We start from the raw sequence: 18,737 nt of genomic DNA, 5'->3' as shown, positions 1-18,737 counted from the left end.
AAGGACGGTTCGTTCTGGGGTGTTTCAACACGACTTCTTCCATGGGTGGTTGACAGGTGCGGACCCGAATGTTGATCGGTCCGCGCCAAGATCATGCCCACAGGACACTCCAAGGATCTTCACAGGGATTGGTTTAAACCACGTGTTCCTTCTCACGCCGCCCAGGGAGGTCACGCCTGCCATTCGGGCTTGACTGACGCGTCCATGATCGAACAGGGTTACGTCCGGACCTACTTGGTCTATACCGTTCCGGCGCTGTTGCCAGCTGCGGCAACGGCTGAATAAAGGGGGAGTTTCATGCGTATGAGACGCACAGGCATGGCCATCGCCGCGTTGTTCTCCGCGGTCTCGGCGGTCGGGTTCTCAGGGGGGCCGGCCGCCGCGGGAGTGACCACGGAGTACGTCAGCGACAACTGCGAGTTCATGAACTGCGCCTACGGCGACCTCATCCTGAACTACCACTCGGTCGCCACGTCGGGCCAGGGAAACCCGTCGGGCAGCTTCGCCCAGTTCTACGGCAACATCTATGACCTCGCCGGCACTTACGTCAATTACAACGGGGCCAGCGCCGTCCACTACATCTACATCTTCCTCAAGGGCCAGGGTGACGGCGGCGGCCAGAAGGTGAAGAACAACGCGGCGTCCGCCAACAACTGCTCGACCGTGGACGGCTACCGCGTGTACTACAACTCGGGCTATGCGGGCCACTCCCAGTCCATCCCGCACTACTGGAGCTGCGCCTCCAGCACCAATCTCGACTCCACGCTGAAGAACGAAAATGCGTCGTTGCACTTCGCATAGGGCCGAACGCCGGTTCCGGATCGCGGTGGCGGTCACCGCCGCCGCCGCGTCCGCCCTGCTCACCGCCTGCTCGTCGACCCAGGGAACGCCTGCCGCAGACACCGGCGCAGGCGCGACCCCAGCGGTCGGTGACACGGCGAAGTGGCCGAAGGCCGTGGCGGATTCGGGTCTGGCCAAGGGGCTGACGCTGCCGTTGCAGGCGTACATGCAGACCTACGAGGACTCAATGGTGATCGAGCGTGCCGGGCGCATGCTGGAAACCAGGTGCATGTCCGACTTCGGGTTCACGGTGAAGTTCCCACCCGTGGGCGTGAACCCGCCGCCGAACGCGGACGACTCGAACCTGCCGCGCCGGTACGGCATCAGCGACCGGGAGAAGGCCGCCCAGTACGGCTACCAACTCCCTCCCGAATCGGAGGAGCGTCCACCGCCGCCCGAGCTGTCGCCCGCCGCCCGCGCCGTGCTGACCGGACTCAAGGGCATCGGCCAGCAGGCGGAACCCGCGCCGGATACCTACGAGGGGAAGAAGATCCCTCGGGGTGGCTGCCAGCAGAAGGCGTTCGACCAGCTTGGTGCGCGCATCGACTTCGGCCTGCCGTCCAGGCTGGACCACGAGAGCCTGGTCAAGTCCCAAGCGGACCCCCGGGTGCGTGAGGTGATCGATGCGTGGTCCGGCTGCATGGAGGGCAAGGGCTACACGCTCGCCGATCCGTTCGCAGCCATCGACTTCTCGGTCGGCAAGGAAAGAGGGAGCTCCACCGAGGAGGGGATCACTCTGGCCCTGACGGACATCGACTGCAAGAAGAAGACGCATCTGATCAAGGTGTGGCACCAGGTGGATGCCGAGATCCAGGAGCATCAGGTGGAAGAGAACCAACTCGCCCTGCGGCAGCTGAAGGACAGGAACAGCAAGGCGGTCAAGGCGGCGGAAGCAGCGCTTCGTGGCTGAGCCGTCCGGACACGCGCCCGGCACGGACGATGCCGCACCCGCCGGTGGGCGGCAGTTGGTCCGGCGCCGACGCGTACTTGTCATCATGCTGGTGGGGGCGGTCGCCGTGTCGGCCCTGGGTATCGGGGCGTCACAGGTCGTCAAGTCGCCCGCCCAGGCGGCGGCCGACACCTCGGCACCGCCCCCCAGCGTGATGACCGCCGCAGTGGAGAAACGCGTCCTGCGCAACTCCGTGGTCGTCCGCGGCACTGTCTCCGCCTCCCAGTCCGTGCGGGTGGTACCGGCCGGGTCCGCGCAGCGGGGAGCCGGTGGCTCGGTCGTGACCGCGATCGGCGTGCACACCGGTGGGACCGTTCGGCCGGGCAAAGTACTGATCGAGGTCTCCGGACGCCCCGTGATCGCCCTCAAGGGTGACCTGCCGGTGTACCGCGACCTCAAGCCGGGAGACGAGGGCAAGGACGTCACCCAGTTGCAGCGCGCGCTGAAGGAGACCGGCAACCCGGTGGGCGGCGACCGGGAGGGATTCTTCGGAGCGGGCACGAAGACCGCGCTGTCGAAACTGTACCGAAGCGTGGGATACGACCCGTTGCCTGCCGACCCGGAGGGCGAGACGACCCTGGCCGGCGCGCGTGACGCGGTGACCGAGGCCACACGCCACCTGGAGGACGTCAAATCGGCCCGCGAGCCATCCGGTGCCACGGGCGAAGGCAAGAAGACCGGTGCCTCTGGAGAGGAGTCGTCCGCCCGGCGGGAGAAGGAGGTCGAACGTGCTCGCGAAGATCTGGAACGGGCGCGGGAGGAACTGGCCGACACGGAGGCTGCCAACGGCCCCATGTTGCCCGCCTCCGAAGTGGTGTATGTGAAGAGTTTCCCCGCCAGAGTCGGCGACGTCGGCGCCCGTGTGGGCGACCAGGTGTCGGGTACGGCCATGACGATCTCCGCGGGCCCCCTGGTGGTGACAGGCAGCCTCTCCCGGACCCAGCGCGGTCTCGTACGTGCGGGGCAGCGCGTCCAGATCCTCTCCGAACTCGACGGCACCACGGCCGAGGCAAAGGTCCGGTCCGTTTCGGACACCGTGGAATCCGTCCGAAGCTCCGGAGACCAGGAGGATGGCCCGGCGCCGGCCCGGGCCGCCGCTCCCGGCTACCGGCTGACGGTGGCACCGGACAAACCGCTCGCCGCGTCGATGACGGGCCAGGACGTACGGCTCACCGTCCGGACCGCGGCCACCGAGGACAAGGTCCTCGTCGTTCCGGTGTCCGCGATCTCCGCCGGGGCGGACGGTGCGACAACGGTGACGGTCGACTGCGCCGACGGCTGCCGCAGGCGGGTGCCGGTGACGACCGGCGCATCCGGCGACGGATACGTGGAGGTCCGGCCGAAGCCGGGCACACGGCTCGCGGCCGGAGAACGGGTCGTCGTCGGAGCAGTGCGGGCGGGGGGCGGGAGGTGACGGTACCGGTGATCTCACTGGAGGGAGCCGGCCTCACCTATCCCGGCCCCCCTGCGGTGACGGCGCTGCTCCCCTGCGACCTCGAAGTCCACCAAGGGGATTTCGTGACGGTCGTCGGACCCTCAGGTTCCGGCAAGTCGACGTTCCTGAACATCGTCGGCCTGCTGGACTCGCCGACGCAAGGACGATATCGGCTGTCCGGTGTCGACACCGGACAGCTTGGCGACGCCACCCGCTCGGCCTTGAGGGGACGCCGTATCGGGTTCGTCTTCCAAGCGTTCCACCTGCTTCCGCACCGTACCGCTGCGGAGAACGTACAACTCGCCCTCGTCTACCGGCGGGTAGCCCGTCGGGAACGGGCGGATCGCGCCCGTGAGCTGCTTGCCCGGGTGGGCCTCGGGCATCGGGCCGATGCCCTGCCCACGACTCTCTCGGGCGGCGAGCGGCAGCGGGTCGCGATCGCACGGGCCCTGGTCGGGACGCCGTCCGTGCTGCTGTGTGACGAGCCGACCGGCAATCTCGACACCGCCACGTCGGAACAGGTCCTCGGCCTGCTGGAGGAGCTGAACAGCGACGGAGTGACCATCGTCGTCATCACCCACGACCCCTCGGTGGCCGCGCGAGGCACCAGGACGCTCTCCATTCGCGACGGAGTCCTGACCGAGCCGCAGGCCCGGAGGGGACACGTATGAGGGACCGGAAAGCGCCCAGACGCCGGAGCCGGTTGCCGCGCCGGCTCCTGCCCGCTTCGCGGTCCGGCGGACAGGGGCAGGACGGCGGGGCGCATGAGGGGAGCCGGGACGGCACCGACCACATCAGGCCCACACGCTTCAGTTGGCGGGACGCGCTGTCCGAGGCGACCCTCGGCGTCCTCCAGCGCCCGACTCGGGCCGTCCTCACCGCCCTCGGCACCGTCCTGGGGGTCGGTTCCTTCGTCGCGGTCCTCGGCCTCACCGCTACCGCCGCCTCACAGATCGACAACCGTTTCACCATGCTGGCCGCCACCGAGGTCACGGTCCACGACGTCGCCCGTGACCACACGGAGTTCGTGCCGCTGGCGTTCCCCGACGACGCGGCGCACCGGGTCGAGAGCCTCAACGGGGTCGAGCACGCTGGGGTGCTGTGGACCGTGCCGACCGGAGACGAACGGCCGGTGAGCTCCTCTCCGGTCGCCGACACCGCCGTCGGGCGGCAGATCCAGGTGGTCGCGGCCTCGTCCGGGGCGGTCCGCGCCGCCGAACCCGAACTGCGGCAGGGGGTCCTGTTCAACCGCTGGCACGACGCGACGGAACAGCGGGTCGCTCTGCTCGGCGTGAGCATGGCCGACCGGCTCGGCATCAGCACCCTGGACACCCGCCCGGCCGTCTTCATCGGCGACGAGGCGTTCACGGTCATCGGCATTGTCGGCGATGTACGGCGCAGGGCTGATCTGCTGATGTCCGTGATCGTCCCGCGCAGTACCGCCCAGGAGCTGTGGGGGCCGCCGAAGGACGGGGCGGACATGCTGATTTCCACCCGCCTCGGCGCGGCCCAGCAGGTGGCACGCGAAGCCCCCTTCGCCCTGCGTCCGGACCACCCCGAGTACTTCGAGTCCATACCACCGCCCGACCCGAAGGGACTGCGCGGTGGGGTGAGTGACGACCTCGGTCAGCTGTTCCTCCTCCTCGCCACCGTCTCCCTGTTCATCGGCGCCGTCGGCATCGCCAACACCACGCTGGTAGCGGTCATGGAGCGCACCGGCGAGATCGGACTCCGACGGGCTCTGGGAGCCCGGTCCCGGCACGTCCTCACCCAGTTCCTCACCGAGTCGGCCGTCCTGGGCACCCTTGGAGGACTGATCGGAACCTCTCTGGGGGTCCTCACCGTCGTCGGCGTCGCGATGGCACGGGACTGGACACCGGTGGTCCAGCCGACAACGGTGTTCGCCGCGCCGCTCATCGGCCTGGTGACCGGGGCACTGGCCGGCCTCTACCCCGCCTGGCGCGCCGCCCGCATCCAGCCCGTCGCAGCACTCCGCCGTTAGATGAACGAGTGGTGATCGTGGCCGCCGGGCCACCATCACCGAACGCAGGAGAGGTCAGGACGACGGGCGGTCCGTCTCACGGCCGGCTCCGGTGTCGTCCGCCGACTGCCGGCGGCGATAGTGGCGGGCCGCCCTCGCGCGGTTTCCGCAGGACGGTTTGCACCACTCCTGGCGGCCGTGGGTCTTGATGAAGTAGCGGACGCAGCGCGGCGCGGTGCAGGAGCGGAGCTGGGTGCGTTGGGGGCCGGTCAGGAAGGTGATCGCGTCGCGGGCCAGGGCCGCGATGAGGCGGGTGTGGGGGTCGGTCTCCGCGGTCAGCAGGTTCATCGCGGGGGTGGCGTCGGGCGGCCAGGCGAGCTGTGGGGCGACCGGCTCCCGGGCGGCGGCCGCGTTGAGGCGGGACATCGCCTCTTCGGCGGGCATCAGGCGGTGGGCGTCCGCCGGGCTGGGGGGTGCGGGGCTGACCGCTCGGGCGAACAGGGCGCGGACCGCCTGCCGTAGCTCGATGATCGCGAGCCGCAGAGGTTCGTCCGCCACGAGGTCGCCGGCCGCGACGCCGCCGGCCGGCAGGTCCGCCCGCTCCTGAATCCAGCGCGTCGTCCCGGCGACCGTGGCCAGGTCGTCCGCGACACCACCGTCTCCGTCGTGGCGGATCGTGCTCGCCAGTTCCAGTGCCGGCCACCGCTCCACAGGCGCGCCCCTTCCTCTTCGGTTCCGACCACTTGAACACACGTCCACGTACACCCTAAAGCCCCTAACGGAAAAATTGAAAACAACCGTTAGAGGTGACCACGGCATGACCCTGCTCGCACAGATCAGCGACCTGCACCTGGACGGCAGTACGCGGGCGGCCCGCCGCGCCACCCGCGTCATGGACCACCTGCGCACCCTCCCCCGCCCCGTCGACGCGCTCCTGGTCACCGGGGACATCGCCGATCACGGCGCGGAGGCGGAGTACGAGGAGGCGGCCCGCATCCTGGCCGCCCCCTTCCCCGTACTCATGTGCCCCGGCAATCACGACGCGCGGCCGGCGTACCGCAAGGCCCTCCTCGGAGAGGCGCCCGGCGACGGCCCCGTCAACCGGGCGCACGACATCGGCGGCACCGCCGTCCTGATGTGCGACGTCACCATCCCCGGCCGCGACGAAGGGCGCCTCGACGCCGAAACGCTGGCCTGGATCGACGCCACGCTCACCGCGCTGCCGCAGGGCACCCCCGCGCTGATCGCCTTCCACCAGCCGCCGGTCGCGCTCCACCACCCGCTGCCCGACTCCGGCATGCTCGAAAACCCGGAGGACCTGGCCGGCCTGCTCGCCGCGCACCCGCAGGTCGTCGCCGTCCTCACGGGCCACGCCCACACCGCGGCCGCGTCCGCCTTCGCCGGGCGGCCGTTGATCGTCGGTCCTGCGGTCACCTGGACGCTGCGCCTGCCATGGGAGGGCGACGAACCCGCGGACCTGGACCAGCCGCCCGGCCTCGCGTTCCACGTCCTGTCCGACGACCACCGCCTGACCACGCACTACCGGGCCGTGCTCTGATCCCCGTGGTCCACCCGGTCGCCGTCGCCGGGTTCCTGGTGGCGGTCCTGCCCCTGATCGCCACCCCCGGCGCCAGCCTGGCCCTGCTGGTCCAGTACGTCACCGACGGCGGCCGGCGCCGGGCGCTTCCCGTCGTCCTCGGCACGGTCACCGGCCTGTACGTGCACGCCGCACTCGCCGTGGCCGGCCTGTCGGCCCTGGTCATGCACTCCAGCGTGGCCTTTACGGTCGTACGGCTCACCGGCGCGGCCTACCTCATCGGCCTGGGCGTGTGGACCTGGCGAGCGCCCGCGCCCCGACGCCGCCCTCGGCCGAGGCGTACGGACTCCGTCTACGCCCAGGCGCTCCTGGCCAACGTCCTCAACCCGAAGGCGGCCGCGATCTACCTGACCCTGGTCCCCCAGTTCCTCACACCCCACGACCCCCTGCCCGCCCAAATCCTCACCCTGGCCACGGCCCAGGCCCTCCTGATCACCCTCTGGCTGACCGCCTGGACGTTCCTCATCCTCCGCGCGACCCGCGTCCTCCAGACCCCCCGCTTCAAACGAACGGCCACCAGGGCCACTTCGGCGGTCCTGATCGCCCTGGGGGTCCGCGCGGCGGTGACGTAAGCGGCCGGGTCACGGGGTCGGCGTTGCCCGGCATGTCGGTCACGCCGGGCACCCTGCCGACGCCATCGGGCCCTGCGCACCTTTGTTTTCGCCCGACTTGGGGGACGCGCCGGCCGCGTCGGTAGTCTCTCCGGAACAGCCCCGGCGAATTGTGAGAAGCCAGTGGTCCGAGACCTGTACAACGTCCGTGTGCAGTGGCCGGAAGGCGGCCCTGCGCCGCTGACCGAGGAGGAGGAGCAGCGCGCGCGGGCGGTGCTGTTCAGCGACCTCGGCAACACCATCGCCGAACGGGGCTGGGTCCGGTTCCCCGCGTACTCGCCGGAGGAACGCCGCCGACTGGTCGACGTCGCGCACCGCCTCAGCGCCCACTGGGGGCAGCAGGTGTTCATCGAGGCGGAAGATCAGTGCGCCATGAAGCTCTACCTCGCCGGTCACGGACCGCAGCCGCCGAACCCGCCGCTGCCGTAGGCACCCGGGCCGGCCCAGGCGCCGGCAGGGAGTACGCACGCCCCTCACGCTCTCCGTCCGGCACGGCGCCGTACTACTTCGTCTCGTTCGGGTGGCTCGTGTGCACCTGTTCAAGGAACACCGTGCGCCCGTCCACGAAGTACCAGATGCGGGCGGTGCCCTTCGCCGTCGGCTTGTGCTGCCAGCGGTCGTGGGTGGCGCCACCACGCCGGATCACCCCGAGCTCACCCTTCAGCCGGTAGTTCGTGGGCGTCGTGGACAGCGGTGTCCGGGTGAGGAAGTCCCACGTCTCCGTCATCTGGTTGCGGATCGTCGCGACGAGGTCCCGCCACCCCTTCAGCGCGTCGGCGGTGGCGAAGCGGATCTCGTACTCGGTCTTCCTCGGGGGCCGGGGAACCAGTTCCCCCTTTTTCGCGGCGGCCACGGTCAGGGACGCTCCACGCTCTCGTCCTCGTCCAGCCATTCGAGGTCGGCGCCGCCGAGTCCCGCGGCCACCGCCGTAGCCGTCTCCCTCCAGGACGTCAGCTCGGCGATCGCCAGATGCGGCTGGTTGGTGGCGAACGACGCACGCGCGGCGTCGACCAGGTCCTGCGCGCAGGACTCCCGGTCGGACGGCGACAGCGCGAGCATCCAGGGGAAAGCCTTGGCCATGCGCGCGGAGAGCGGGCCGCGCTCGTCAAGCGTCACGGTGATGAGCTGCGCGGCGAAGTCCAGCAGACGGGCTCGGCCCTCTGCCTCGCGCTGGGACATCAGGACCAGCGCCGCACCGTCTCGGCGGGTCACCGTGACGGGGTGATTCTCGGCCTCGGCGAAGACCTCGGCCGGGTGCTTGCTCAGGTCCGAGGAGCGCCGGGTCGTGGCGGAGAGGCCAGCCGTGATGGTCATATACCGAGGGTATTCGGAACGTGTTCGGAAGTCCAGTGGGCCACCGCCGGCTCGGTCCCGAGGTCGACGGCGTACGCGAGGGCCGCGACCGCCCACAGCGGGAGCAGATCCGGCTCGGGCCGATTGCGCTGATCGAGTCTGATGGTCATCTCCCGTCCGACCCGCACATCGGCCGGCGCCTGCTCCATGAGGGCCACGGTGAGCATCGTGACGAGGTGGCCGTGCCACCACCGCTGTGGGGAGACCACGAAAACGAGGGCTCCATCGATCAGCTCGGTGTGGCGCGGTGCTTCCGGGAGGCGGTCCAGATCCTCCGCGTACCAGCCCCCTCAGGAACTCCCCGCCCGCCCCCGCAGCTCCCGGCGCAATATCTTCCCCGACGCCGCCCGCGGCACCGTCTCGATGAACTCCACCTCCCGGACCTTCTTGTACGGAGCCACCCGCTCCGCCACCCAGCCCATCAAACCCTCCGCCGTCACCGCCGCACCCGGGCCCCGGACCACGAATGCCTTCGGGATCTCGTTGCCGTCGGGGTCCTGGACGCCGATCACCGCCGCGTCCGCCACGCCCTCATGGCCGAGGAGGAGGGCTTCCAGTTCGGCGGGGGCGACCTGGTAGCCCTTGTATTTGATGAGTTCTTTCACGCGGTCGACCACGAAGAGCCAGCCCGCCTCGTCGACGTGGCCGACGTCGCCGGTGTGGACCCAGCCGTCGGGGTCGATCATGGCGGCGGTGGCGTCGGGGCGGCCGAGGTAGCCCTTCATGACCTGGGGGCCGCGGATCAGGATCTCGCCGGGCTCGCCGGCCGGGGCGTCGGCGGACGGGTCGTCCAGGGACACGATGCGCATCTCCGTGCTCGGGAGGAGCGTGCCGACCGCGCCCGGCGGCGGGTTCTCGGCGGCGAGCGGGACGACGTGGGTGCCGGGGGACAGCTCCGTCATGCCGTACGCCTGGCGGACCGGCGGCAGGCCGAGGCGGCGGGAGCAGGCGGCGGCCAGGTCCGCGTCCAGCGGGGCGGCGGCGCTGACGATGTACTCCAGCGAGGACAGGTCGTAGCGGTCGACCACCGGGTGCTTCGCGAGGGCCAGCACGATCGGCGGAGCCACGTACAGGCCGTTGATGCGGTGCGTCTCGATCGCCGCCAGGAACTGCGTGAGGTCGAAGCGCGGCAGGACGACGACCGTCGCGCCGAGGCGCAGGGGGGCATTCATCAGGGCCGTCAGGCCGTAGATGTGGAAGAAGGGGAGGACCGCCAGAATCCGGTGGCCCTCCCCCAACGGCACGAACGGGCCCAGCTGTTCCAGGTTCGTCGCCATCGAGCGGTGCGTCAGCATGACGCCCTTCGGGGCGCCCGTCGTGCCCGAGGAGTACGGGAGGGCCGCGACGTCCTCCGCCGGGTCGAGGGTCACCATCGGTTCCGGGGCGGTCGTGGTGAGCATGTCCAGGAGCGAGACGTGCCCCTCCGCGTGGTCGCAGACGAACACCTCCTCGATGCCGCCCACGAGTTCGGCCGCCCGGCGCGCGACCGCGAGCAGCGGGGACACGGTGACGATCCAGCGCGCGGAGGAGTCGCGGAGCTGCTTCGCGAACTCCTCGGCCGTGGCCAGCGGGTGCACCGTCGTGACCGTGGCACCCGCCCGCGTCGCGGCGTAGAAGACGGCCGGGTAGGCGATGGTGTTCGGGCTGTGCAGGGCGAGCACATCGCCCTTGACCAGCCCGGCGGCGGCGAGACCGGCCGCGATTTTACGGTGGAAGGCGTCGAGCTGCGCGTAGCTGAGGCGGCTGCTCTCGTCGGTGCCGTCGATCAGGGCGACGGTCTCGCCGAACCGTTCGGTGGCGTGCCCGAGCACCGCGTCGTGAATGGCGGCGTCGAGCGGCTGGACGTCGGGGTAATCGCTGCGGAACACGTGCGCCATGCTGGGTCGGTCCCTTCGATGCGGTGGGGGCGGCTGCCTCTCGCGTGCGTACGGGCAACTGTGCGCCTCTCAGTACGACTTGGGGAGACCCAGGGTCTGGTGGGATATGTAGTTGAGGATCATTTCCCGGCTGACCGGGGCGATCCGGGCCACCCGTGCCCCCGTGATCAGCGAGGCCAGCCCGTATTCGCGGGTCAGTCCGTTGCCGCCCAGCGTGTGCACCGCCTGGTCCACCGCCTTCACGCACGCCTCGCCCGCCGCGTACTTCGCCATGTTCGCCGCCTCGCCCGCGCCGAAGTCGTCGCCCGCGTCGTAGAGCCGGGCGGCCTTCTGCATCATCAGGCGGGCCAGTTCGAGTTCGATGTGGGCCTGGGCCAGCGGGTGGGCGATGGCCTGGTGGGCGCCGATGGGCTCCTTCCAGACCTGGCGCGTCTTCGCGTACTCGACCGCCCGGCCGAGCGCGTAACGCCCCATGCCGATACCGAAGGCCGCGGTCATGATGCGCTCCGGGTTGAGGCCGGCGAAGAGCTGGAGCAGCCCCGCGTCCTCATCCCCCACCAGCGCATCGGCCGGCAGCCGCACGTCGTCCAGGACCAGTTCGAACTGCTTCTCCGGGGCGTGGACCTCCATGTCGATCCGGTTCCGCTGGAAGCCGGGCGTCTCGCGCGGGACGATGAACAGGCACGCCTTGAGCTTGCCGGTCCTCGCGTCCTCCGTGCGGCCGACGATCAGCGTGGCGTCCGCGATGTCGACGCCGGACACGAACACCTTGCGGCCGGTGAGCAGCCAGTCCCCGCCGTCCCGGCGCGCCGTGGTCGTGATGCGGTGCGAGTTGGAGCCGGCGTCCGGCTCGGTGATGCCGAACGCCATGGTGAGGGAGCCGTCGGCGAGCCCGGGAAGCCACTGCCGCTTCTGCTCGTCCGTGCCGAAGCGGGATATCACCGTGCCGCAGATCGCGGGCGACACGATCATCATCAGGAGCGGCGAGCCGGAGGCGCCCAGCTCTTCGAGGACGATGGAGAGTTCCGCCATGCCCGCGCCCCCGCCGCCGTACTCCTCGGGGAGGTTCACGCCGAGGAAACCCGCCTTCGCGGCCTCGGACCACAACTCGCGGGGGTGGGCCCCCTCGCTGACGAGGGACGTCATGTACTCGCGCCCGTACCGCTTGCCAAGGGCGGCGACGGCGGCGCGCAGGGCCTGGTGCTCTTCGGTTTCGAGGACGGTGCTCGTGCTCATGCGGGCTGCTCCTCAGCGGGGTCGGTGACTACGGCGAGCAGGGCGCCGACCTCCACCTGGAGGCCGGGCGCGGCGTGCAGGGCGGTGAGGGTACCGGAGGCGGGGGCGAGGATGCGGTGCTCCATCTTCATCGCCTCCAGCCAGATCAGCGGCTGCCCGGCCTCGACGGCGGCCCCCTCCGCGAGGCCGTCCGCGAGGCGGACGACCGTGCCGGGCATGGGGGCGAGCAGCGAGCCGGGCTCGGTGCGGTCGGCGGGGTCGGTGAAGCGGGGCAGGGCGGTGAAGGTGTACGCGCCGGAGGCGGTGTCCACGTAGACCTTGCCGTCGGCCGGGAAGACGTCGAAGTGCCGGGTGACGCCGCCGTGTTCGAGGGTGACGCGGGCGCGGCCCGCCGACACGACGCGGACATCGTCGGCGCCGGTGCCGCTGCCACCGCCGACACCGACACCGACGCCGACGCCACCGACGCCACCGACGCCACCGACGATCAGGCCGCCGTCGCGGGTCGGCCGGTACGCGATCTCGTGCTCGCCGCCGTCCGGTTCGCTGCGGTAGCGCCGGAGCTGGGGCTGCGAGGGGAGGTTGCGCCAGGCGCCGAAGCGGGTGAAGCCGCCCCGGGTGGTGGAGGTGGCGTTACGGGCCGCCTCGGCCACGGCGGCCGCGGTGGCCGCGAGCCGGGTCGCGGTCGCGTCCGGGGCGCGGGTCAACTCCGGCAGGTGCCGGTCGTAGAACCCGGTGTCCAGCCGCCCGGCCACGAAGTCCGGGTGGCGCAACGACCGGACGAGCAGGTCCCGGTTGGTCACCGGCCCGTGGACGCGCGCCCGCTCCAGGGCGCGGGCGAGCAGCCGCACCGCCTCGGACCTGGTCGGCGCCCGGGCGATCACCTTGGCGATCATCGGATCGTAGTGCACGCCGATCGTGTCGCCGCCGGTGTACCCGGTGTCGAGGCGCACCCCCGGCACATCCCGCACCCCCGGCACATCCAGCGAGAGCAGTGCTCCGGTCTGCGGCTGCCAGTCTCGCGCCGGGTCCTCCGCGTACAGCCGGGCCTCCACGGCGTGCCCGGCCGGCGACGGCGGCCCGGCGGCGGGCAGCGGCTCGCCCTCCGCGATCCGGAGCTGGAGCGCGACGAGGTCGAGCCCGAACACCTCCTCGGTGACCGGGTGCTCCACCTGAAGCCGCGTGTTCATCTCCAGGAAGTACGGCCGCCCGCCCGGGGCGACCAGGAATTCCACGGTCCCGGCCCCCTGATACCCCACGGCCCGGGCGGCCGCCACCGCCGCCTCGTGCAGCCGCTCCCGCAGCGCGTCCGGCAGGCCCGGCGCCGGCGCCTCCTCGATGACCTTCTGGTGCCGCCGCTGGAGCGAGCAGTCCCGGGTCCCCAGCGCCCACACCCCGCCGTGCCCGTCCGCCATCACCTGGACCTCGACATGCCGGCCGCGCTCCACGTACGGCTCGGCGAACACCTCGCCGTCCCCGAACGCGGACAGCGCCTCGGCCCGGGCGGCGGTCAACTCACCGGCCAGGTCGTCCAGTTCCCGTACGATCCGCATCCCCCGCCCCCCGCCGCCGGCCGCCGCCTTCAGCAGCAGCGGCAGGTCCTCGGCGGTAGCGGCGGCCGGGTCGACCGGCGCGAGGAGCGGCACCCCGGCGGCGGCCATCAGCTCCTTGGCACGGGTCTTCGACGCCATCAGCTCGATCGCCTTCACGGGCGGCCCGATCCACCGCAGCCCGGCGTCCCGCACGGCGGCGGCGAAGCCCGCGTTCTCGGAGAGGAACCCGTACCCGGGGTGCACGGCGTCCGCCCCGGCCGCGAGCGCGGCGGTCACGACGAGATCGCCGCGCAGATACGTATCGGCGGGCGCCGCGCCCGGCAGCCGTACGGCGGTGTCGGCCTCCCGGACGTGCAGCGCACCGGCGTCCGCGTCCGAGTACACGGCGACGGTGGCGATACCGAGGGCCCGGCAGGTACGGAAGATCCGGCAGGCGATCTCGCCCCGGTTCGCGACGAGCAAACTCTTGATCATCTCAGCTCACATCCGGAAGACGCCGAAGCCGCCCCGGGCGCCCTCGACCGGTGCGGTGTGGATGGCGGACAGGCACAGACCGAGGACGGTCCGGGTGTCGCGCGGGTCGATGACCCCGTCGTCGTACAGCCGCCCGGACAGGAACATCGGCAGGGACTCGGACTCGATCTGCTGCTCGACCATCGCGCGCAGGGCGGCGTCCGCCTCGTCGTCGTACGGGCGGCCCTTCGCGGCGGCCGAGGCGCGGGCGACGATGGAGAGCACCCCGGCCAGCTGCTGCGGGCCCATGACGGCGGACTTGCTGCCGGGCCAGGCGAAGAGGAAGCGCGGGTCGTACGCCCTGCCGCACATGCCGTAGTGTCCGGCGCCGTAGGAGGCGCCCATCAGGACCGAGAGGTGCGGGACCTTCGAGTTCGAGACGGCGTTGATCATCATCGCGCCGTGCTTGATGATGCCGCCCTGCTCGTATTCCCTGCCGACCATGTAGCCGGTGGTGTTGTGCAGGAAGAGCAGCGGGATGTCGCGCTGGTTGGCGAGCTGGATGAACTGCGCGGCCTTCTGCGACTCCTCGCTGAACAGCACGCCCTGCGCGTTGGCGAGGATGCCGACCGGGTAGCCGTGCAGCCGCGCCCAGCCGGTGACCAGGCTCGTCCCGTACAGCGGTTTGAACGCGTCGAAGTCCGAGCCGTCGACCAGCCGGGCGATCACCTCGCGCGGGTCGAACGGCACCTTGAGGTCGCCGGGCACGATCCCGATCAGCTCGTCCTCGTCGTACTTGGGCGGCTCGGCCGGGCCCGGATCGGCGTGCGCTTTGCGCCAGTTGAGGCGGGCGACGATCCGGCGGGCCTGGCGGAGCGCGTCGGGCTCGTCCACGGCGAAGTGGTCGGCGAGCCCGGACGTACGGGCGTGCATCGCGGCGCCGCCGAGCGATTCGTCGTCGCTCTCCTCGCCGGTCGCCATCTTGACGAGGGGCGGTCCGCCCAGGAAGACCTTCGAGCGCTCCTGGATCATCACGGTGTGGTCGGACATGCCGGGGACGTACGCGCCTCCGGCGGTCGAGTTGCCGAAGACCACGGCCACGGTGGGGATTCCGGCGGCGGAGAGCCGCGTGAGGTCGCGGAAGAGCGCGCCGCCGGGGATGAAGATCTCCTTCTGCGACGGCAGGTCCGCGCCCCCGGACTCGACCAGGCTGATGACCGGCAGCCGGTTCGCGAAGGCGATCTCGTTGGCCCGCAGCGCCTTCTTCAGCGTCCACGGGTTCGACGCCCCGCCGCGTACGGTCGGGTCGTTGGCGGTGATCAGGCACTCCACGCCCGCCACCACCCCGATCCCGGTGACGAGCGAGGCGCCGACCGCGTACTCGCTGCCCCAGGCCGCCAGCGGCGACAGCTCCAGGAACGGCGTGTCCGGGTCGAGCAGCAGCTCGATGCGCTCGCGGGCGAGCAGCTTGCCGCGCTTGCGGTGCCGCTCCACGTACTTCTCGCCGCCGCCCTCCAGCGCCTTGGCGTGCGCGGCCTCCAGCTCGGCCAGCTTGTCGAGCATGGCGGCCCGGTTGGCCGCGTAGTCGGGGCTCGCGGTGTCGAGCCCGGTGGGCAGGACGGTCATGCGGGCACCTCCAGAAGGGTGACGGGTATCTCCAGGTGGCGGGCGCGCAGCCACTCGCCCAGCGCCTTGGCCTGCGGGTCGAAGCGGTGCTGCGCGGCGACGCCTTCGCCGAGCAGCCCGTGCACGGTGAAGTTCAACGCCCGCAGGTTGGGCAGGACATGGCGTACGACGGTGAGTCCGTCGGCCTCCGGGAGGAGTTCCCGGAAGCGGTCGACGGTCAGCTCGTGCGCCAGCCACCGCCACGCGTCCTCGCCCCGCACCCACACCCCGACGTTGGCATCCCCACCCTTGTCCCCGCTGCGGGCCCCGGCGACGCGGCCGAGGGGAGCGCGGCGGGTCGGTCCGGGCTCCAACGGCATTGGCAGGGACGGCTGTTCGACATCCCGTAGAGGCTGTGTCCGCGCAGGGGCTTTGACAGGTTGGCGCGTCCCGTCGGGCAGTACGGCGATGTGCGCCACGTCCTCCGCCGATACGTACCGCGCCTCGAACACCCCGTACGGCGCGCCCTTCCCGGGCGGCGCCGTGACATGGAAACCGGGGTAGCTGCCGAGGGCGAGTTCGATCGCCGCACCGGACAACGCCCGCCCCACGGGCTCCTGTTCGGGGTCCCTGACGACGAGCCGGAGCAGCGCGCTCGCGGTCTCCTCGGTGCCGGCGTCGGCCCGGTCCGTACGGGCCAGCTCCCAGCGGACGTCCCGCGGCCGGCGGCCGGCGCGGGCGAAGGCGTCCGCGAACTGGTCCCGGACCAGCGCCGCCTTGGCCTCGATGTCGAGACCGGTGAGCACGAAGACGACCTCGTTGCGCCAGCCGCCGAGCCGGGTCAGCCCGGCCTTGAGCGTGGGCGGCGGGGCCTCCCCGCGTACGCCGGAGACCGCGACCCGGTCCGGCCCTTCCTGCGTCAGCCGTACGGTGTCGAGCCGGGCGGTCACGTCGGGGCCCGCGTACCGGGCGCCGCCGGTCTCGTAGAGGAGCTGGGCGGTGACCGTGCCGAGGTCCACGACGCCCCCGGTGCCGTCGTGCTTGGTGATGACCGAGCTGCCGTCCGCGCGGATCTCCGCGACCGGGAAGCCGGGGCGGCGGATGTCGTGGTCGCGGAAGAAGGCGTAGTTGCCGCCCGTGGCCTGCGTACCGCACTCCAGGATGTGCCCGGCGACGACGGCTCCGGCGAGCGCGTCGTGGTCCTCGGGGCCCCAGCCGAAGTGGGCGGCGGCTGGGCCGGTGACGAGGGCGGCGTCCGTCACCCGGCCGGTGACGACGACCTCGGCACCGGCCCGCAGGCAAGCCGCGATGCCTGCTCCGCCAAGATACGCGTTGGCCGTGAGAAAGCCCTCCGGTACGGGGATGTTGTCGCCCTCCACATGCGCGACCCGGACCGGCACGCCGACCTTCCCGGCCAGCTCCCGGATGGCGTCGGCGAGCCCGGCCGGATTGAGCCCGCCCGCGTTGGCGACGATCCGCACTCCGCGTTCGTGGGCGAGCCCGAGGCCGTCCTCCAACTGCCGCAGGAACGTGGAGGCGTAGCCGCGCGCCGGGTCCTTCAGGCGGCTGCGGCCGAGGATGAGCATCGTCAGCTCGGCGAGATAGTCCCCGGTGAGGACGTCGAGCGGGCCGCCGGTCAGCATCTCGCGCAGGGCGTCGAAGCGGTCGCCGTAGAAGCCGGAGGCGTTGCCGATGCGGAGGGGTTCCGGGCCCCCGGGCCCAGTCACCCCAGGCCCAGGCACCCCGGCCCCAGGCACCCCGGCCCCCGTCATCGCTCCCCCTTCGGCGCCCGCCCCGCCCCCGCGGGCCCCGCGAACGCCTGCGCGATCGACAGCCAGGCGTCGGCGTCGGCCCCCTCCGCGCGGACCGCCAGGTCGTCCCGGTGGGCGCGCTGCGTGACGAGCAGGCAGAAGTCGTGCAGCGGCCCGGTGACCCGCTGTCCGGCGTCCTCGGGCCCGTACGTGATCAGCTCACCGCCGGGCGCGGCCAGCTCCACCCGGAACTCCTCGGTGGGCGCCTGCTTTCCCCGTACGAAGAAGGCGTAGTCACGGGCCCGGACCCCGATCCGGGCCACATGCCGCAGCCGGGCGGTCGGGGTGCGGGTGACTCCGAGGGCGTCGGCGATGTCCTGGCCGTGCGCCCAGGTCTCCATCAGCCGCCCGGTCGCCATGGACGCAACACTCATCGGCGGCCCGTACCAGGGGAACTTCGTCCCGGCGGGCGCCGCGCGCAGCGCCTCCTGCAACCGCTCCCGCCCCGCGCGCCAGCGACCGAGCAGCGCGTCCGGCGGACAAGCGGCGACGATCCCCTCGGCCGCCCGGTCCACGAAGCCCTCGGGGTCCTCCATGGCCCTCGCCACCTCGTCCCCGAAGCGGCCGGGATCGGTGACGGAGATCAGCGCGACGTCGTCGGTCCAGCTCAGATGCGCGATCTGGTGGGCGACCGTCCACCCCTCCGCGGGAGTCTCCCCCGCCCACTGTCGCGCGCTCGCCCCGGCGACGAGCAAGTCGCATTCCAGGCTCTCGCTGCGCAGATCATCCAGCACGGCTGAGGCATCGGACACGGTGCGCTCCCCTCGGGGCATGACGACGTGCCCGGGAGCCTGCCAGCGGAACGTAAAACAATCAAGCATGCTTGCATGATTTTTTTCGCCGAAGCGGGGCGGAAGCCCGCCCGGCTCCTCGCCTACTCCCTCCCCACCATCTTCGCGGTGGTGCTCGCACCGTCCAGCGCCTCGCGGACGATGTCGGCGTGACCGCTGTGGTGGGCCGTCTCGCGGAAGATGTGCCACAGGACGTGGCGGACGGTCCAGCGGACCGGCTCGGGGGGCGACCAGGGATACGTGGGCAGCACGATCTCCCGGTCGAGGTCGGCTTCCTCCCGCACCACGCGGTCGAACGCGGCCGCCATCGCCCGGAAGGTCTCCATCAGCTCCGGCAGACCCTCGGAGTCGGTCATCCGGTCGTTGTCCGGATCGAGGTCGCTCCACTCGATCTTGGCCGGAGCGGTGCCGTCGATCACGGCGAGCCAGATGCGGTGCATCGAACCGAGGTGCTTGAGGATGCCGCCGAGGGTCAGCTCACTCACCGTCGTACGGGTCCGCGCCTGGTCGTCGTCGATCCCGGCGACGGTGTAGAGGAAGTTGGTGCGCTGGTCGTCCATGAGCGCGAGAAGATCGTCACGTTCCGTCATATGGTCCTCCAAGTCGGTTGCCGGCAGCCTATGTTGGAGGACCGGGGCGCTCGGG

Annotated in this window: 18 protein-coding genes and 1 pseudogene; 8 read left to right on the top strand and 11 right to left on the bottom strand. The window is 71.5% G+C overall.

Annotated features, from left to right (window positions below; genetic code table 11):
* Positions 1-303: 303 nt before the first annotated feature.
* From OG338_RS16910 to OG338_RS16890, 5 genes are read left to right on the top strand one after another with little or no spacing between them, the layout of a single operon-like run.
* Positions 304-801, top strand: coding sequence for a hypothetical protein (locus OG338_RS16910; protein WP_405938117.1), 498 nt, complete (start codon positions 304-306; stop codon positions 799-801).
* 25 nt (positions 802-826) lie between these two features.
* Positions 827-1,750: a hypothetical protein gene (locus OG338_RS16905; RefSeq protein WP_405938116.1), complete on the top strand. Its 924-nt coding sequence runs from the start codon at positions 827-829 to the stop codon at positions 1,748-1,750.
* On the top strand, positions 1,743-3,203 hold the full coding sequence (locus tag OG338_RS16900) for a peptidoglycan-binding protein (RefSeq protein ID WP_405938115.1): 1,461 nt from the start codon (positions 1,743-1,745) through the stop codon (positions 3,201-3,203). The genes OG338_RS16905 and OG338_RS16900 overlap by 8 nt, the downstream gene beginning before the upstream one ends.
* An 8-nt stretch (positions 3,204-3,211) precedes the next feature.
* The gene (locus OG338_RS16895) at positions 3,212-3,895 is read left to right on the top strand and encodes an ABC transporter ATP-binding protein (protein ID WP_405938114.1); all 684 of its coding nucleotides are present in this window, start codon (positions 3,212-3,214) and stop codon (positions 3,893-3,895) included.
* On the top strand, positions 3,892-5,226 hold the full coding sequence (locus OG338_RS16890; RefSeq protein WP_405938113.1) for an ABC transporter permease: 1,335 nt from the start codon (positions 3,892-3,894) through the stop codon (positions 5,224-5,226). The genes OG338_RS16895 and OG338_RS16890 overlap by 4 nt, the downstream gene beginning before the upstream one ends.
* Before the next feature lie 54 nt (positions 5,227-5,280).
* Here OG338_RS16890 and OG338_RS16885 read toward each other — a convergent pair whose 3' ends face one another.
* Positions 5,281-5,916: a CGNR zinc finger domain-containing protein gene (locus OG338_RS16885; RefSeq protein WP_405938112.1), complete on the bottom strand. Its 636-nt coding sequence runs from the start codon at positions 5,914-5,916 to the stop codon at positions 5,281-5,283.
* Positions 5,917-6,022: 106 nt separating this feature from the next.
* Here OG338_RS16885 and OG338_RS16880 point away from each other — a divergent pair, with 106 nt between their 5' ends.
* The 3 genes from OG338_RS16880 to OG338_RS16870 all read left to right on the top strand — a co-directional run bounded on the left by OG338_RS16880 (position 6,023) and on the right by OG338_RS16870 (position 7,842).
* On the top strand, positions 6,023-6,763 hold the full coding sequence (locus OG338_RS16880) for a metallophosphoesterase (protein WP_405938111.1): 741 nt from the start codon (positions 6,023-6,025) through the stop codon (positions 6,761-6,763).
* Positions 6,764-6,768: 5 nt separating this feature from the next.
* Entirely contained in the window at positions 6,769-7,374 is a 606-nt protein-coding gene (locus tag OG338_RS16875; RefSeq protein WP_405938110.1) for a LysE family translocator, read from the top strand.
* A gap of 189 nt (positions 7,375-7,563) precedes the next feature.
* Positions 7,564-7,842, top strand: coding sequence for a hypothetical protein (locus OG338_RS16870; RefSeq protein WP_405938109.1), 279 nt, complete (start codon positions 7,564-7,566; stop codon positions 7,840-7,842).
* A gap of 73 nt (positions 7,843-7,915) precedes the next feature.
* On the opposite strand, the gene OG338_RS16865 is transcribed toward OG338_RS16870, so the two are convergent.
* From OG338_RS16865 to OG338_RS16820, 10 genes and pseudogenes are all read right to left on the bottom strand, one after another.
* The gene (locus OG338_RS16865; RefSeq protein WP_405938108.1) at positions 7,916-8,266 is read right to left on the bottom strand and encodes a hypothetical protein; all 351 of its coding nucleotides are present in this window, start codon (positions 8,264-8,266) and stop codon (positions 7,916-7,918) included.
* A 2-nt stretch (positions 8,267-8,268) separates the two neighbouring features.
* Positions 8,269-8,727, bottom strand: a complete 459-nt coding sequence (locus OG338_RS16860; RefSeq protein ID WP_405938107.1) for a prevent-host-death protein — start codon at positions 8,725-8,727, stop codon at positions 8,269-8,271.
* 101 nt (positions 8,728-8,828) lie between these two features.
* Positions 8,829-9,035: pseudogene (locus OG338_RS16855) on the bottom strand (Uma2 family endonuclease); the annotation flags it as partial.
* Positions 9,036-9,056: 21 nt separating this feature from the next.
* Positions 9,057-10,643, bottom strand: a complete 1,587-nt coding sequence (locus OG338_RS16850; protein WP_405938106.1) for an AMP-binding protein — start codon at positions 10,641-10,643, stop codon at positions 9,057-9,059.
* A gap of 69 nt (positions 10,644-10,712) precedes the next feature.
* Entirely contained in the window at positions 10,713-11,879 is a 1,167-nt protein-coding gene (locus tag OG338_RS16845; RefSeq protein ID WP_405938105.1) for an acyl-CoA dehydrogenase family protein, read from the bottom strand.
* On the bottom strand, positions 11,876-13,906 hold the full coding sequence (locus OG338_RS16840; protein ID WP_405938104.1) for an acetyl/propionyl/methylcrotonyl-CoA carboxylase subunit alpha: 2,031 nt from the start codon (positions 13,904-13,906) through the stop codon (positions 11,876-11,878). Before OG338_RS16840 ends, OG338_RS16845 begins: the two co-directional genes overlap by 4 nt.
* A gap of 6 nt (positions 13,907-13,912) precedes the next feature.
* Positions 13,913-15,511 carry an acyl-CoA carboxylase subunit beta gene (locus OG338_RS16835; protein ID WP_405938103.1) on the bottom strand — a complete coding sequence of 533 codons (1,599 nt, stop codon included), beginning with the start codon at positions 15,509-15,511 and terminating at the stop codon, positions 13,913-13,915.
* Positions 15,508-17,262, bottom strand: coding sequence for an acyclic terpene utilization AtuA family protein (locus OG338_RS16830; protein WP_405938102.1), 1,755 nt, complete (start codon positions 17,260-17,262; stop codon positions 15,508-15,510). The genes OG338_RS16835 and OG338_RS16830 overlap by 4 nt, the downstream gene beginning before the upstream one ends.
* Entirely contained in the window at positions 17,259-18,053 is a 795-nt protein-coding gene (locus tag OG338_RS16825; protein ID WP_405938101.1) for a TIGR03084 family metal-binding protein, read from the bottom strand. Before OG338_RS16825 ends, OG338_RS16830 begins: the two co-directional genes overlap by 4 nt.
* A gap of 122 nt (positions 18,054-18,175) precedes the next feature.
* A complete protein-coding gene (locus OG338_RS16820) occupies positions 18,176-18,682 on the bottom strand; it encodes a DinB family protein (protein ID WP_405938100.1) in 507 nt (168 codons plus the stop codon).
* Positions 18,683-18,737: the final 55 nt, after the last annotated feature.

Origin of the sequence: Streptomyces sp. NBC_00726, assembly GCF_045161735.1 — a bacterium.
Taxonomy (GTDB): domain Bacteria; phylum Actinomycetota; class Actinomycetes; order Streptomycetales; family Streptomycetaceae; genus Streptomyces.
Note: the sequence above shows the minus strand (reverse complement) of the source record. Positions and strands in the feature narration are given on the sequence as shown.